Source organism: Streptomyces atroolivaceus (genome assembly GCF_000717025.1).
Lineage (GTDB): Bacteria > Actinomycetota > Actinomycetes > Streptomycetales > Streptomycetaceae > Streptomyces > Streptomyces atroolivaceus.
In genome coordinates this window covers 630,196-644,819 of sequence record NZ_JNXG01000001.1, presented here as the reverse complement: position 1 = coordinate 644,819, position 14,624 = coordinate 630,196, and the positions used below count along the sequence as shown (strand labels likewise).

The 14,624-nt window shown below is 70.1% G+C and carries 14 protein-coding genes and 2 tRNA genes; 6 read left to right on the top strand and 10 right to left on the bottom strand.

Translation table 11 applies throughout. The features are described 5' to 3' along the window. The first annotated feature begins 223 nt into the window (after positions 1 to 223). On the top strand, positions 224 to 481 hold the full coding sequence (locus OO67_RS02870; protein ID WP_033296941.1) for a DUF3073 domain-containing protein: 258 nt from the start codon (positions 224 to 226) through the stop codon (positions 479 to 481). 158 nt (positions 482 to 639) lie between these two features. Here the strand turns inward: OO67_RS02870 and purM are convergent, their stop codons facing one another. Then, complete coding sequence (purM, locus tag OO67_RS02865) at positions 640 to 1,713, bottom strand: phosphoribosylformylglycinamidine cyclo-ligase (protein WP_033296940.1); 1,074 nt, start codon at positions 1,711 to 1,713, stop codon at positions 640 to 642. A gap of 60 nt (positions 1,714 to 1,773) precedes the next feature. Next, complete coding sequence (purF, locus tag OO67_RS02860) at positions 1,774 to 3,300, bottom strand: amidophosphoribosyltransferase (protein ID WP_033296939.1); 1,527 nt, start codon at positions 3,298 to 3,300, stop codon at positions 1,774 to 1,776. A gap of 494 nt (positions 3,301 to 3,794) precedes the next feature. Between purF and OO67_RS40755 the strand changes: the two genes are divergently transcribed. Together OO67_RS40755 and OO67_RS02855 are read left to right on the top strand one after the other, a co-directional pair. After that, entirely contained in the window at positions 3,795 to 3,887 is a 93-nt protein-coding gene (locus OO67_RS40755; RefSeq protein ID WP_359415444.1) for a putative leader peptide, read from the top strand. 199 nt (positions 3,888 to 4,086) lie between these two features. Then, the gene (locus tag OO67_RS02855; RefSeq protein WP_033296938.1) at positions 4,087 to 5,550 is read left to right on the top strand and encodes a sulfatase family protein; all 1,464 of its coding nucleotides are present in this window, start codon (positions 4,087 to 4,089) and stop codon (positions 5,548 to 5,550) included. A 35-nt stretch (positions 5,551 to 5,585) separates the two neighbouring features. Here the strand turns inward: OO67_RS02855 and OO67_RS02850 are convergent, their stop codons facing one another. From OO67_RS02850 to purS, 8 genes are all read right to left on the bottom strand, one after another. After that, positions 5,586 to 6,431: an META domain-containing protein gene (locus OO67_RS02850; protein ID WP_033296937.1), complete on the bottom strand. Its 846-nt coding sequence runs from the start codon at positions 6,429 to 6,431 to the stop codon at positions 5,586 to 5,588. Between the two features lie 37 nt (positions 6,432 to 6,468). Further along, positions 6,469 to 7,269 (bottom strand): maleylpyruvate isomerase family mycothiol-dependent enzyme, encoded by an 801-nt coding sequence (locus OO67_RS02845; protein WP_033296936.1) that lies wholly within the window; start codon positions 7,267 to 7,269, stop codon positions 6,469 to 6,471. Between the two features lie 48 nt (positions 7,270 to 7,317). Further along, the gene (locus OO67_RS39505; protein ID WP_244300008.1) at positions 7,318 to 8,523 is read right to left on the bottom strand and encodes a hypothetical protein; all 1,206 of its coding nucleotides are present in this window, start codon (positions 8,521 to 8,523) and stop codon (positions 7,318 to 7,320) included. A gap of 105 nt (positions 8,524 to 8,628) precedes the next feature. Then, positions 8,629 to 9,456, bottom strand: coding sequence for a M23 family metallopeptidase (locus OO67_RS02835; protein ID WP_033296935.1), 828 nt, complete (start codon positions 9,454 to 9,456; stop codon positions 8,629 to 8,631). A gap of 38 nt (positions 9,457 to 9,494) precedes the next feature. Then, positions 9,495 to 10,019, bottom strand: coding sequence for an ArsR/SmtB family transcription factor (locus tag OO67_RS02830; RefSeq protein WP_033296934.1), 525 nt, complete (start codon positions 10,017 to 10,019; stop codon positions 9,495 to 9,497). 104 nt (positions 10,020 to 10,123) lie between these two features. Further along, on the bottom strand, positions 10,124 to 12,373 hold the full coding sequence (gene purL / locus OO67_RS02825) for a phosphoribosylformylglycinamidine synthase subunit PurL (protein ID WP_033296933.1): 2,250 nt from the start codon (positions 12,371 to 12,373) through the stop codon (positions 10,124 to 10,126). Further along, complete coding sequence (purQ, locus tag OO67_RS02820; RefSeq protein WP_033296932.1) at positions 12,370 to 13,050, bottom strand: phosphoribosylformylglycinamidine synthase subunit PurQ; 681 nt, start codon at positions 13,048 to 13,050, stop codon at positions 12,370 to 12,372. The genes purL and purQ overlap by 4 nt, the downstream gene beginning before the upstream one ends. Further along, on the bottom strand, positions 13,047 to 13,298 hold the full coding sequence (gene purS, locus OO67_RS02815; protein WP_033296931.1) for a phosphoribosylformylglycinamidine synthase subunit PurS: 252 nt from the start codon (positions 13,296 to 13,298) through the stop codon (positions 13,047 to 13,049). Before purS ends, purQ begins: the two co-directional genes overlap by 4 nt. Positions 13,299 to 13,684: 386 nt before the next feature. Between purS and OO67_RS02810 the strand changes: the two genes are divergently transcribed. From OO67_RS02810 to OO67_RS02800, 3 genes are all read left to right on the top strand, one after another. Continuing rightward, positions 13,685 to 14,020 carry a histone-like nucleoid-structuring protein Lsr2 gene (locus OO67_RS02810; protein ID WP_078597576.1) on the top strand — a complete coding sequence of 112 codons (336 nt, stop codon included), beginning with the start codon at positions 13,685 to 13,687 and terminating at the stop codon, positions 14,018 to 14,020. A 152-nt stretch (positions 14,021 to 14,172) separates the two neighbouring features. After that, a tRNA-Gly gene (locus tag OO67_RS02805) sits at positions 14,173 to 14,244 on the top strand. A 79-nt stretch (positions 14,245 to 14,323) separates the two neighbouring features. Next, positions 14,324 to 14,396: transfer RNA gene (locus OO67_RS02800), tRNA-Gly, on the top strand. Positions 14,397 to 14,624 lie beyond the last annotated feature (228 nt).

Genomic DNA, 14,624 nt, shown 5'->3' with positions numbered 1-14,624 from the left:
GGTCGGCCGTCCACAAGAGGTTAAAATCGGGTTTGACCAGCGAGGACGGGCTCCTCTGCGGTCCTGCACCGAGGCGCGTGATGCGGGCGGCGTACCGTATGGCCGAGGAAGCAGGTACCGTTAAAGCCACGGGCGCGGTCTCTCTGCCGAGAGTCCGTCCTGAAACATGAACGCGTGTCAAGACTCTGGGGCCGTCGAGCCCCGTCACCGAGGGGGTCGAGCCATGGGGCGCGGCCGGGCAAAGGCCAAGCAGACCAAGGTCGCCCGTCAGCTGAAGTACAGCAGCGGCGGGACTGATCTGTCGCGTCTGGCCAATGAGCTGGGCGCATCACCTTCGAGTCAACCACCGAACGCCGAGCCGTTCGAGGACGACGACGAGGAAGATGACCCGTACGCACAGTACGCGGATCAGTACAACGACGACGAGGACGCGGACGAGGACGACCAGTCCGGTCCGTCGTCACAGCGCCGCGGCGCTTGACCTCGCGCTGACACATCAACCCGGTCCGGGCCTGCCCGGACCGGGTTCTGTGTTGTCCCGGTACGGACGGACGGTGGGCGCTCCCACGACGAGCGGACCAGCTGCCGGCGCCGCCCCCCGCCGGTCCGGTGGTGTGCCGGACCGACGGTCATGGCGTTCTACCGTGCGTAGCTTCCGGTCAGCTCGGCACCCGTGGCGTGGTCGCCGCGCTCGGTGATCTCACCGGCGACCCAGGAGTCGACACCCCGGTCGGCCAGCGTCGTCAGAGCCGCGTCCACCGAGTCGGCCGGGACGACCGCGATCATGCCGACGCCCATGTTGAGCGTCTTCTCCAGCTCCAGCTGCTCGACCTTGCCGGCCTTGCCCACCAGGTCGAAGACGGCACCGGGCGTCCAGGTGGCACGGTCCACCGTGGCGTGCAGCCCGTCCGGGATCACCCGGGCCAGGTTGTTGGCCAGGCCACCGCCGGTCACGTGGCTGAAGCCGTGCACCTCGGTCGTCCGGGTCAGCGCCAGACAGTCGAGGGAGTAGATCCTCGTGGGCACGAGGAGCTCCTCGCCGAGCGTCCTGCCGAACTCCTCGACCTCGCGGTCCAGGGTCCAGCCGGCCCGGTCGAAGACCACGTGGCGCACGAGCGAGTACCCGTTCGAGTGAAGACCGGACGATGCCATGGCGATCACGGCGTCACCCTTACGGATACGGTCCGGACCCAGCAGCCGGTCGGCCTCGACCACGCCCGTGCCGGCGCCCGCGACATCGAAGTCGTCCGGGCCCAGCAGGCCGGGGTGCTCGGCCGTCTCGCCGCCGACCAGGGCGCAGCCCGCGAGGACGCAGCCCTCGGCGATGCCCTTCACGATGGCCGCGACACGCTCGGGATGCACCTTGCCGACACAGATGTAGTCGGTCATGAAGAGCGGCTCCGCGCCGCAGACGACCAGGTCGTCGACGACCATGCCGACGAGGTCGTGCCCGATGGTGTCGTACACGCCCATCTGGCGGGCCAGATCGACCTTCGTGCCGACGCCGTCGGTGGCGGAGGCGAGCAGGGGGCGCTCGTAACGCTTGAGCGCCGAGGCGTCGAAGAGGCCGGCGAACCCGCCGAGGCCGCCGAGGCCCGCGACCTCGGGGCGCTGCGTCTTCTTCACCCACTCCTTCATCAGCTCGACGGCGCGGTCACCGGCTTCGATGTCGACGCCCGCCGCAGCGTAGGAAGCACCTGTTGTCTCAGACATTGCCCGGGATCTTTCGTGTGGGAATACGGGGCTGGTGGGGAAGCAGCCGGTCGGTCCGGGTCACGGACGACGCAGTGCGTCGGCCGCCGCGGTCGCGGCGGGGCCGGCCGCCAGCTCGGTCTCCAGCAGCTGCTTGCCGAGCAGCTCCGGGTCCGGAAGCTCCATCGGGTATTCGCCGTCGAAGCAGGCGCGGCACAGGTTCGGCTTGGCGATCGTCGTCGCCTCGACCATCGCGTCGAGCGAGATGTACGCGAGGGAGTCGGCACCCATGGAGGTGGCGATCTCGTCCACGGACATGCCGTTGGCGATCAGCTCGGCGCGCGTCGCGAAGTCGATGCCGAAGAAGCAGGGCCACTTGACGGGCGGGGAGGAGATCCGGATGTGGATCTCTGCGGCGCCCGCCTCGCGGAGCATCCTCACCAGGGCGCGCTGGGTGTTGCCGCGGACGATCGAGTCGTCGACGACCACCAGGCGCTTGCCCTTGATGACTTCCTTCAGCGGATTCAGCTTCAGCCGGATACCCAGCTGGCGGATGGTCTGCGAAGGCTGGATGAAGGTACGGCCCACATAGGCGTTCTTGACCAGACCGGCTCCGAACGGAATTCCGCTCGCTTCGGCGTAACCGATCGCGGCGGGCGTTCCGGATTCCGGCGTCGCTATGACCAGATCGGCTTCGACGGGAGCCTCGGCCGCCAGCTTCCTGCCCATCTCCACCCGGGAGAGGTAGACGTTCCGCCCGGCGATGTCGGTGTCGGGACGGGCCAGGTAGACGTATTCGAAGACGCAGCCCTTGGGCTTCGCTTCTGCGAAGCGGGAGGTGCGCAGGCCGTTCTCGTCGATGGCGACGAGCTCGCCCGGCTCGATCTCGCGGACGTAGCTGGCACCGCAGATGTCGAGGGCGGCGGACTCGGAGGCCACCACCCAGCCACGCTCGAGCCGGCCGAGGACCAGCGGGCGGATGCCCTGCGGGTCACGGGCGGCGTAGAGGGTGTGCTCATCCATGAAGACGAGCGAGAAGGCGCCCTTGACCTCGGGGAGCACCTTCGCGGCGGCTTCCTCGATGGTGAGCGGCTTGTCGTCGTCGTCTCTCTGGCCGGCGAGCAGCGCGGTCACCAGGTCGGTGTCGTTGGTCGCCGCGACCTGGGTGGCACGGCCGTCCTTGCGAGGAAGGTCGGCGACCATCTCGGCGAGCTGGGCCGTATTGACCAGGTTGCCGTTGTGCCCCAGGGCGATCGAGCCGTGCGCGGTGGCACGGAACGTCGGCTGCGCGTTCTCCCACACCGAGGCACCGGTGGTGGAGTAGCGGGCATGACCGACCGCGATATGGCCCTGGAGCGATCCCAGAGACGTTTCGTCGAAGACCTGCGAGACCAGTCCCATGTCCTTGAAGACCAGGATCTGGGACCCGTTGCTCACTGCGATGCCCGCGGACTCCTGTCCACGGTGCTGCAGGGCATACAGTCCGAAATAGGTGAGCTTGGCGACCTCTTCACCCGGAGCCCAGACACCGAAGACGCCACAAGCGTCCTGGGGGCCTTTCTCTCCGGGGAGCAGGTCGTGGTTGAGTCGTCCATCACCACGAGGCACGCCACCGAGTGTAGGCGAGATCGACCACCGGTCCGAATTGGGTGAGCGCCCGGCACCGGCTCCGGACGGGGCGGCGTGACGGTTTCCGGGCCGGCGGCCACCGACGTCATCCGGTCACCCCGCGTGATCGAGGAGGTGTTCCCGCCCTTGCCCCGAGTGGGCTCGAGGCGGCCGACGGCCGGGACAGACGGCGGTTACCGACGGGTCGGGCACGTAGGGCGCCGCGCGCCGGGAGCACGCCCGTCGTGGCGCTCGGTGAGCCGGGACGCCGGGCGGAGCCGCCGGTGGCCGAACGCTCGTTTCGTGGTGAGCCTCACACCGCGAGTCCTCGGCCGGGGGCCTGGAAGCCCGTCCGGAGCTGCCTGCGGCCCGGTCCGGCCCGGCTGCCACCGAGGGTCCACAGGCCCCGGGCGGCCCCAGGGCCCGCGGGACAGCCGTCCGCAGTACGAGACCACCGTTGACAGGCCCATGGCCCGTTGGCAGGCTCCTTCCTCATGCAGCCCCTCGGTGATCTTTCGGTCACGCTCGTGGAGCGCCGCCACGTCGATCTGGGCCGTGTCGCGAGCGCGATCTGTCGCCGCGCCTGAGCCTGCCGCGCCCCGAGAGCCTTCCGTAGGGCTTACGCCTCGGACTCCGGCACGCGTGCACGCCATTCCGCTCCCCTTCTTCTACGCCCCCTCGTGACCAGGTGCGCCCGCTCGTGCGCCCTTCCCGACGGGGCGGTCGCACCCATCCCCCTCGCGCCCTGTCCGTCGACCGGCGCCCGAGGCCCTCCCTGGAGACCTCATGACCTCTCGCGATTCGAATACGAGTTCGGATAAGCGATCCGGCTCGTCGCTGAGCCGACGCGCCTTCACCACAGCCGTGGGCGCGACCGCCGCCACCGCCGCGGGGATACAGGCCGCCGTCCCAGCAGCCGCCGCCACCGGGACGGCCTCCGACGCGGTGACGCGGGAACGTCCCTTCCGTGCCGCCCGCGGCAGGCACTCACGACGCCCCAACATCCTGTTCATCCTCGGCGACGACCTCGGCTGGGCCGATCTCTCCTCGTACGGGGCTCCGCACATCCGCACTCCCAACCTGGACCGGATCGGGCGCCAGGGCGTGCGCTTCACCGACTCCTACTCGGGGTCGGCAACCTGCTCCCCCACCCGGTTCAGCCTCTACACGGGGCGCTATCCGGGGCGCACGAAGGGCGGGCTCGCGGAGCCCATAGCCAACAGGTCGGTGGGGCTGGAGCCCACCCACCCGACGCTGGCCTCCCTGCTCCGCGGCGCCGGCTACTCGACCGCACTGATCGGCAAGTGGCACTGCGGCTACCTGCCCGACTACAGCCCGACCAAGTCGGGCTACGACGAGTTCTTCGGCAACTTCGGCGGAGCCCTGGAGTACTACTCCAAGCTCGGTCTGAGCGGCGAGTACGACCTGTACGAGGGCGATGCCGAATACAAGGACCTGCGCTACTACACCCGGATCCTGACGGAGCGCGCGAGCGAATACGTGCGGCGTGACCACGACAAGCCGTGGCTGCTCAACCTGAACTTCACCACACCGCACTGGCCGTGGATCGCCGACGGCGACACGGAGGCCAGTGCCGAGGTCGTCCGCCGGATCAAGGCGGGCGACCGGGGCGCCCTGCGGCACGCCGACGGCGGCTCGATCGAGAAGTACACGGAGATGGTCGAGGACCTCGACCGCTCGGTCGGCGAGGTGCTGAAGGCGCTGAAGCGGTCGGGCCAGGAGGAGGACACCCTCGTCTTCTTCGCCAGCGACAACGGCGGCGAGCGCTTCTCCTACAACTGGCCGCTCTCCGGCAACAAGAGCTCGCTCCAGGAGGGCGGCATCCGTATCCCCTCGGTGCTGCGCTGGCCCGCGCGCATCGACGGTCACCAGGTCAGCGATCTCCCGGTGTTCTCCCCCGACTGGACGGCGACCCTGCTGGAGCTCGGTGGGGCGCGACCGGACCCTGCCCACCCGCTGGACGGCATCAGCCTCGCGGGATATCTGCTGCGCGACGAGGCACCGAAGGAACGCGACCTGTTCTGGCGGGTGCGCGGGGAGCGGGCACTGCGGCGCGGCGACTGGAAGTACTACCGCGGGAGGAACGGGACCGACCAGCTGTTCAACCTGGCCGACGACCAGCGCGAACAGGCCGACCGCGCGGCGGCCGAACCTGAGCTGCTGGCCGAGCTGCGGGCGTCGTGGGAGAGGACGGACTCCGGGCTGCTCCCGTATCCGACGGGTTCCTGAGCACCTCGGCGTCCCCGCGGACGAGCCCCGGCCGGTCAGCCCCTGGCCGCCGGGGCGGACGCGTGGAGGCCCTTGCCGCTCTCGGCCTCGATCGACAGAGAGCGGTGCTCGATCTCGTACGTCGTCCTCCCCTCCAGTACGCCCCGCAGCGCGCGTTCCAGGTCCATCTCGGGACCCGGGCACATCTTCCGGGTGGAGGCGAGCGGGCCGAAGGTGAGCGTGGAGCCGGAGACCGTGGCCTTGCCGTGGAAGGAGTTGCAGCCGAGGTTCCCCTCCACCGAGCCGTCCTTGCCGAAGGTGAGGTGCGCCTTGTTCTCCGTACCGGCGGGCAGGGAGGCGGCGACGCTGCCGGACACGAGCCCGGTGACCTTCCAGGCGGTCCCGGCCAGCGGGGCGGGAGGCTCGGAGGTGAGTGCGATGGAGTCGCCTGCTCCGGTGGTCAGGGTCAGGGTCTTCGCGTCGCCCCGGCCCGCGACAGCGGCCCGGAGCTCGCCGCTGAAAGCACGGCCCATCGCCTTCTCGAAGGCCTGGACGTCCTCGTCGCACGCCATTTCGGTGGTCGTGCCGGGCCCGACGGTGACCTTGTCGCCGTCGACGGCGGCCTCGGCGGTGAAGCGGTTGCAGCCCAGACTGCCCGTGGCCTTCCCGTCGGAGCCGATCTCGACGTGGGCGCCGGCGGGGGCAGCGGTCTTCTTCCCGTCGACGGTCAGGGAGGACACGGTCCAGTGGACCCCGGTCACGGGTGGCCCGGTCCGCACGGTGCCGCTGCCGTCTCCGGACTCACCGGATCCCGCTCCGGTGCCCGGATCCGTACCGCACGCGGCGAGGGTGAGGGTGGCCAGGACGGCAAGGACGCTGACAGCCATACGTTGTGTGCGCATGGCCCTGGGACGGATCGAGTGGGCGATCCGGTTCCCCTCAGCCCATCAGCGGGAGCAACGGGGTGAGGTCGGCCCGCTCCCCGCTGGCGCTGACCCGCGCCGCTTCGAGCTCCTCCGCCCACTTCGTACGTCCGGTGGCCAGCCGCACCCAGGTGAGCGGGTCCGTCTCCACGACGTTCGGCGGCGTGCCCCGGGTGTGCTTGGGCCCGCCGATGCACTGGACGACGGCGAAGGGCGGGACGCGCACCTCGACGGAGCCACCGGGCGCCTTGTCCGCGAGGGCGTCGGCGAGCAGCCGGGTGCAGGCGGCGAGCGCCTGGCGGTCGTACGGGATGTCGAGGCCGGTCGCGCGGTGGAGATCGTCGGTGTGGACGACGAGCTCGACGGTGCGGGTGACCAGGAAGTCGCCCAGCCGCATCGTGCCTGCCCGGGTCGTCACCAGCCGGTCACCGGCGTCGGCGGGCACCAGCTCCGCGAACCGGGCCGCCGTCTCCTCGTACAGCGCGTCGAGGCCGGGCCTGGCCGCGGCCAGGGTCCTGGCGTCGTCCGCGATCCCCTCGGCCCGTGCCGCCGTGGAGAAGGGCCACTCGACCAGGGTGAGCTGCGGCCTGGCACCGGGCGGCTCCGGCAGCTCCAGTTCACGGCTGACCCGCTCCAGAGCCGTCGTCACGTGCGCCGCGAGGTCCCGTACGGTCCACTCCCCCAGCCCGGACGCACCGGCCAGCTGGTCCTCCGTCAGCGCGGCCACCGCCTCCCGGACGCGGTCGAACTGGGCCAGGACCGCGCTGCGGGTCCGGCTGAGGTCGTAGGCGCGCGGGCGCTTCTTGGCCGGGGGCATACGGGCGAGACTAACCGGCGCCTGTGACATCGTGCTCCCTCCGGATGCTCAACTCCTGGCGAAGTCCGAGGCCTCGGGAAAGGTGAGGCCGGTACAGCCCCGGCGCGCGGTGGCGTCGTCGACGTACGCCCGGAAGACGGGCTCCAGCCGGTCGCGGAGGATGTGGTCGTACGGGTAGGCCACCTGCATCACGTGCAGGGCGGGCCGGCCGTCGCAGACGGAGGAGGCCCACCAGGCGAACTCGTCCGTACCCGCGCTGCCGGGGCGGATCGCGGTCCGGCCCAGCACGCCGGTCCGCACTCCTCTGGTGCCGTCGCCGACGAGGGTCTCGGTCTTCATCCACAGGGGAGAGCCCGAGAGCACGATCTCGAGGTCCCGCGGGCGCTCCGTGCTCTTCTCGTACGCGGGCCAGACCCTCCGGGTCTCGTCCTCGCCGAGCGCGAGCAGGCAGGCGTCGTGGGAGCTCGCCTTCCCGGCCGGCGCGGCGAGTGCGCGGTCGGGAAGCGAGCCACGTCCCTCGGCGGCTATGAGACGGCCGTACCAGGCGCACGTCCCGCCGGCCTCGGCCGCCGGGCGGAGGGCGAACGCCGGCTCGGGGAACTCGGCGGGCAGTGCGGGGAGTTCGGTGGAGCACCCCTGTTCCTCGGCAGCCCTCTCCACGGCCTGCCGCGCCAGAACCGCGAGCGTGCGGCGGTCCTCGGGCGTGGCGACGTCCGCGTACTTGGCGACGGCCGAGGCCTCGACGGAGGAGATATCGCCTCCGTCCCCGCACAGGGCCCTGGCCGTCACCAGGTGGCTCTCGTACTCACCGAGTCCGCCGTCGCCCAGGGGGTGCGGCACGGCCTCGTCCGCCGCGGCCGCGATGTCGTCCCCGCCTCCGCGCCGGAGGTCGAAGGGCTTGTCGTCGAGCGCGACATGGCGTTCGTCGGCGTTCGGGTCCGCCGGGTACATGGTGAGTGTCAGGGCGAAGTGCCCGTACGTCGTCCCCGGATCGCCCACGCGGTAGACGACGCAGTTGCTGACCCGCCGGGCGGTGTCGACCTGGTAACGGTCCGCGAGTTCCACGCGGTCGGTGCCGACGTGCAGTCCGAGCACCGGGTCGGGATCGACGAGGCCACCGCACCCCTCCTCGATGAGCTCCCGGCTCTCGGCCCGGGCCCGGAGGTCGGACACCTGCGTGACGATCGCCCAGATGCTCAAGCCGATCCCCGCCACCGCGACCATGCAGAACAGCGCGTTCAGGGCCTTCCGCACGCGCCCGCGTCCGGCCGGCTCCCCCACGGGCCCGGGCTCCCCGGGAGCGTGCTTACCGTCCATGGCCCCTGCCCCCGTACGACGACAACGCGTGACGCCCGCAAGCTACCAGTCGCTGCTGACGGCCTCACCGGCGACGAAGACCTCGCCGTCGGCGGGTACTCCGATGCCCCGCCAGGTGAAGGGGATCCCGCGCGCCCTGTCGAGGTCCGGGTGGTCCATGAGCTGGAAGTGCACATGCGGCTCGGTGGAGTTGCCGGAGTTCCCGCAGCGGGCGATCCGCTGTCCGGCCCGGACGGTGTCCCCGGCCCGCACCTCGAGCGAGCCGCGCTGGACGTGGGCGTACGCGGCGTACGTCCCGTCACCGAGGTCGAGCACGACGCGGTTGCCGTAGATCCCGCCCGGGCCGGCCAGGTCGCGGATGAACGCCTCGATCACCATCAGGTAGGCGAGCGCCGGGCCCGAGTTCCGGCTGAGGTGGTCACGCTGCCCGTCGCTCGCGTGGACGACGGTGCCGTCCGCCACCGCGAGCAGCGGGGAGCCGAAGGCCGGGAAGTCACGGTTGGGGCGGACGACCGGCCACACCCACCGGAAGGGGGGACGGTCCCGGCCCTCGGGTTCGGCGACGACATCGATCGCGTACGTCTGCCCGTAGGCGTGCGTGCCGTGGCTGGGGACCTTGTCGGCCGGACTGTTGAGCGCGCTCCAACGGCCCGTCACCGGAGGCCCGACCTCCACGGCGGGGCGGGGATGCGCCGTGTCCGCACCGCCGGAGCGGTTCACCACGATCCCGATGACAAGAGCCACCACTGCCGGCAGGAACACCAGGACGTACGGGTCGAGCGAGCCCGTGAAGGCCGTGACCACCACCAGTGCGACGAAGACGGCCCAGCAGCAGCGGTGCAGGATCATCGCGGCTTTGCGTACGGACATGACGTTCCCCCTCGTTCGTGTCGTTCGGCGCCCGCCCCTCAGGGCCGGGCGGCCGTGAGAACCACCAGGAGCGGCACCACCCGGGCGCCCGGCACCTCGTAGCGCCCGCGCCCTGTCGTGTGCAGCCAGCCCGCGACGGTCAGCTGGCGCAGGTGGTGGTAGATCTGACCGGTCGTTCCGGTCTCGTCGAGCCCGGCCAGCTCGGCGACCGTGCGCCTGCCCGCGAGGATCTCGCGGAGCAGCCGCAGCCTTACCGGGTGGCCGAGCGCGGCCAGGGGCTCGGCGGCTTCCGCCCAGTCGGGACGGTCCTCGTCCGTGCCCAGGAGCCCCGCGGTGAGCGCGCCGTACTGCCACTCGTACCGCTCACCGGCCGGCAGCCTCACCGCGCCCGTGAACAGCACCCCGCCGTCGGCCGCGGTCTCCCCGACCTGCTCGAGCTGGTCCTTCAGCCCGTCCAGCGCCCAGAAGTCCCCGACGCCCAGCTCCGGCCTCGCGCTCCCGGCGGCCGACTCCAGCACCGCGAGGCGGCGCTCCAGTTCGGCGACGCGCTCCTCGAGCTTCATGACATCCACCTTACGTAATTACGTAATTTCAATCAACAGGTAGGGGTGAAACGCCGAAGCCCCCGTCCGGTCGACCCGGGCGGGGGCTTGGGTACAGGCAGAACCTAGGCGAACAGACCCTCCAGGGTCCCCTCGTGCGCCGTGCGCAGCTCGCTCAGCGGAATGCTGAACTCGCCCTGGATCTCGATCTCCTCGCCGTCCACGACACCGATCCGGGCCACGGGCAGTCCCCGCGCCCCGCACATGTCGTTGAAGCGGAGCTCCTCGCTGCGCGGAACCGAGACGACCGCGCGGCCCGCCGACTCCGAGAACAGGAAGGTGAAGGCGTCCAGCCCCTCCGGGACGACCAGCCGGGCACCCTTCCCACCGCGCAGGCAGGACTCGGTGACCGCCTGGATCAGGCCCCCGTCCGAGAGGTCGTGCGCCGCGTCGATCATGCCGTCGCGGGAGGCCGAGATCAGGATCTCGCCGAGGAGCTTCTCGCGGCCCAGGTCCACCTTCGGCGGCATGCCGCCGAGGTGCTGGTGGATGACCTCGGACCAGGCCGAACCGCCGAACTCCTCGCGGGTGTCGCCCAGGAGGTACAGCAGCTGCCCCTCTTCGGCGAAGGCGACCGGCGTACGCCGGGTGACGTCGTCGATCACGCCGAGGACGGCCACGACCGGGGTCGGGTGGATCGCCGTCTCGCCGGTCTGGTTGTACAGCGACACGTTGCCGCCGGTGACCGGGGTGCCCAGCTCCAGGCAGCCGTCCGCGAGACCACGGGTGGCCTCGGCGAACTGCCACATGACGTCCGGGTCCTCCGGCGAACCGAAGTTCAGGCAGTCGGAGATGGCGAGCGGCTTGGCACCGGACGCCGCGACGTTGCGGTAGGACTCGGCCAGCGCGAGCTGCGCGCCCGTGTACGGGTCGAGCTTGGCGTAGCGGCCGTTGCCGTCGGTCGCCATGGCCACGCCGAGATTCGACTTCTCGTCGATCCGGACCATGCCGGCGTCCTCCGGCATCGCCAGGACGGTGTTGCCCTGCACGAAGCGGTCGTACTGGTCGGTGATCCAGGACTTGGAGGCCTGGTTCGGGGAGCCGACCAGCTCGAGGACCTGCTCGCGCAGCTCCGCGCCGTTCGCCGGACGGGCCAGCTTGCCGGCGTCGTCGGCCTGCAGCGCGTCCTGCCACGAGGGGCGGGCGTAGGGCCGGTGGTACGTCGGGCCCTCGTGGGCCACGGACCGCGGCGGTACGTCCACGATCTGCTCGCCGTGCCAGAAGATCTCCAGCTGCGACCCCTCGGTCACCTCACCGATGACGGTGGCGATGACGTCCCACTTCTCGCAGATCTCCATGAAGCGGTCCACGTGCTGCGGCTCGACGATCGCGCACATGCGCTCCTGCGACTCGCTCATGAGGATCTCCTCGGGCGAGAGGGAGGAGTCACGCAGCGGCACGGTGTCCAGCTCGACGCGCATACCGCCGGAGCCCGCGGAGGCCAGCTCGCTCGTGGCGCAGGAGAGCCCGGCGCCGCCGAGGTCCTGGATGCCCGCGACGAGCTTCTCCTTGAAGATCTCCAGGGTGCACTCGATGAGGAGCTTCTCCTGGAACGGGTCGCCGACCTGCACGGCGGGGCGCTTGGTGGGCTTGGTGTCGTCGAAGGTCTCCGAGGCCAGCACGGAGACGCCGCCGATGCCGTCGCCGCCGGTGCGGGCACCGTAGAGGATCACCTTGTTGCCGGGGCCGGAGGCCTGGGCCAGGTGGATGTCCTCGTGCTTCATCACGCCGATGCAGCCGGCGTTGACGAGCGGGTTGCCCTGGTAGCAGGCGTCGAAGACGACCTCGCCGCCGATGTTCGGCAGGCCGAGACAGTTCCCGTAGCCGCCGATGCCCGCGACGATGCCCGGCAGGACCCGCCGGGTGTCGGGGTGGTCGGCCGCGCCGAAGCGCAGCGGGTCGACGACCGCGACCGGGCGGGCGCCCATGGCGAGGATGTCGCGGACGATTCCGCCCACGCCGGTGGCCGCGCCCTGGTAGGGCTCGATGTACGAGGGGTGGTTGTGCGACTCGACCTTGAAGGTGACCGCGTAACCCTGGCCGACGTCGACCACACCCGCGTTCTCGCCGATGCCGACGAGCATCGCGTCGTTGGCGGGGACCTTCTCACCGAACTGCTTGAGGTGGACCTTGCTGCTCTTGTACGAGCAGTGCTCGGACCACATCACGGAGTACATGGCGAGCTCGGCACCGGTGGGACGGCGGCCCAGGATCTCGCGGATCCGGGCGTACTCGTCCTCCTTGAGGCCGAGCTCCTTCCAGGGCTGCCCGGCGTCCGGGGTTTCGGCCGCGTGCTTGACCGTGTCCAGGCTCATGCGTTGACCAGCTTCTTGATGATCGAGGTGAAGAAACCCAGACCGTCGGTGCGACCGGTACCGATCAGCGGCTCGACGGCGTGCTCCGGGTGCGGCATCAGACCGACGACGTTGCCCGCGGCGTTGGTGATGCCGGCGATGTCGCGCAGCGAGCCGTTCGGGTTGACGTCGGCGTAACGGAAGGCGACGCGGCCCTCGGCCTCCAGCGCGTCGAGCGTGCGCTCGTCGGCGGTGTACCGGCCGTCCACGTTCTTCAGCGGTACGGAGATCTCCTGACCCGCCGTGTAGTCCGAGGTCCAGGCGGTCTCCGCGTTCTCCACCCGCAGCTTCTGGTCGCGGCAGATGAAGTGGAGGTCGTTGTTGCGCAGCATCGCGCCGGGCAGCAGGTGTGCCTCGGTCAGGATCTGGAAGCCGTTGCAGATACCGAGGACCGGCAGGCCGGCCTTCGCCTGCTCGATGACGCTCTCCATCACCGGCGAGAAACGCGAGATGGCGCCGGCGCGCAGATAGTCGCCGTAACTGAATCCGCCCGCGAGGATCACCGCGTCGACCTGGTGCAGGTCCTTGTCACGGTGCCAGAGGGATACGGGTTCTCCACCCGCGATCCGCACGGCCCGCAGGCTGTCCTGGTCGTCGAGCGTGCCGGGAAAAGTGACGACGCCGATACGGGTGGTCACTTCTCCTCCTCCACCTTGACGGTGAAGTCCTCGATGACGGTGTTGGCGAGGAAGGTCTCGGCCATCTCGTTAATACGGGCGAGGGCGGCATCGTCGACCGGCCCCTCGACCTCGAGCTCGAAACGCTTTCCCTGACGAACGTCCGCGATTCCGTCGAAGCCGAGACGGGGCAGTGCGCGCTGCACAGCCTGTCCCTGCGGGTCGAGGATCTCCGGCTTGAGCATGACGTCGACTACGACGCGTGCCACTGGCACTCCCGGTGGTGTGGTGCGGCTGTGTCTCCGAGGGGTTCCCCAGATCCCCGCGGGTCCTCTCAGCGTACCTGGCCAGAAATTCTACGCGGGTAGATATCGGAGGGCCCTCATCACGGCGAGATATCGACGGGCGGCGAAGCCCGGGGAAAATCCTGGGAAAAAATCTTCACCCTGATTGCCCGCGGGCACACGGAGGCAACACGCGGATGTAATAAGCCGGGCTTCACAATGCGACGCCCGCCGCTGTACAAATGAATACCCGGGAAAGCACGATTGCCCCGGAACAGTCGACAGCAGTCGATCCGTATCCGCCCAGCCGCCGGAAGGCCGGCATCCGCGCATGTCAGGCGCGACGGTGCCGTAGGAAAGGACCGATATCCGTGGCTCAGCGTGTAGTGGTTACGCTCTCCGACGACATCGACGGGGGAGAAGCGGCGGAAACGGTCACCTTCGCCCTGGACGGGAAGTCGTACGAGATCGACCTGAATCCCGCCAATGCAAAGAAACTGCGGAAGACGCTGGCCCCGTACGTGGCCGCCGGCCGAAAGCAGACAAACACCGGCAAGCGAGGCAGGGCTCCGGTGGCGTACCACCACACGTCTCTCGCGCCGGACCCCGCCGCCGTGCGCGCCTGGGCCCGCTCGCACCGGATGGAGGTGCCGGCCCGCGGCCGGATCCCCAAGAAGGTCTACGAGGCGTTCGCCGCAGCCAGTTGAGGGCGATGCCCGGAATGCTCCCTTCCGTTCCGGTGCCCGACGGGCCCCGCGGCGCCACCTCGGGGAGCCGACTTGCACAACACCCCTGCAGGTCGGCTAGAGTCTGGAGCACGCCGAAGGGCAAGGCCGAAAAGCCGGGTCCGACGCAGCGTGCGGGTGTAGTTCAGTAGTAGAACATCCCCCTTCCAGGGGGAAGGCGCAGTGTGCAATTCCTGTCACCCGCTCTGCACTGCCTTACCGGACCACTGAGTGGATCAGGTAGAGTAGTGAGCGCTCCACCGGTGAAAGCCGAGTGGCGGCAATGCGGACGTAGCTCAGTTGGTAGAGCGCAACCTTGCCAAGGTTGAGGTCGCCAGTTCGAACCTGGTCGTCCGCTCTTGATTCAAAGGCCCCGGTCGATATCGACCGGGGCCTTTGACGTTTCGGAATGTCGACGCATGACGTTTGTCATGAGCAGAGATGACACCGTGCACTGCTCACGACCGCGATCCGGCGGAAGTCTCGGGCCATGACCAGCGACGACTTTCCCCGGCCGGAACCGGGGCCCCGGAGCCGTGATCGGCCGCACGAAGCCCGGCGGCTCTGTGCGGGCGGCTTCGAGGCA

Bases quoted from the DNA above. Each gene is read 5' to 3' on its own strand.
- OO67_RS02835 (WP_033296935.1), bottom strand. From the start codon at position 9,456: ATGTCCGTACGCAAAGCCGCGATGATCCTGCACCGCTGCTGCTGGGCC.
- OO67_RS02845 (WP_033296936.1), bottom strand. From the start codon at position 7,269: ATGCCCCCGGCCAAGAAGCGCCCGCGCGCCTACGACCTCAGCCGGACC.
- OO67_RS40755 (WP_359415444.1), top strand. From the start codon at position 3,795: ATGCAGCCCCTCGGTGATCTTTCGGTCACGCTCGTGGAGCGCCGCCAC.
- OO67_RS02830 (WP_033296934.1), bottom strand. From the start codon at position 10,019: ATGAAGCTCGAGGAGCGCGTCGCCGAACTGGAGCGCCGCCTCGCGGTG.
- OO67_RS02870 (WP_033296941.1), top strand. From the start codon at position 224: ATGGGGCGCGGCCGGGCAAAGGCCAAGCAGACCAAGGTCGCCCGTCAG.
- purL (WP_033296933.1), bottom strand. From the start codon at position 12,373: ATGAGCCTGGACACGGTCAAGCACGCGGCCGAAACCCCGGACGCCGGG.
- purM (WP_033296940.1), bottom strand. From the start codon at position 1,713: ATGTCTGAGACAACAGGTGCTTCCTACGCTGCGGCGGGCGTCGACATC.
- OO67_RS02850 (WP_033296937.1), bottom strand. From the start codon at position 6,431: ATGCGCACACAACGTATGGCTGTCAGCGTCCTTGCCGTCCTGGCCACC.
- OO67_RS02855 (WP_033296938.1), top strand. From the start codon at position 4,087: ATGACCTCTCGCGATTCGAATACGAGTTCGGATAAGCGATCCGGCTCG.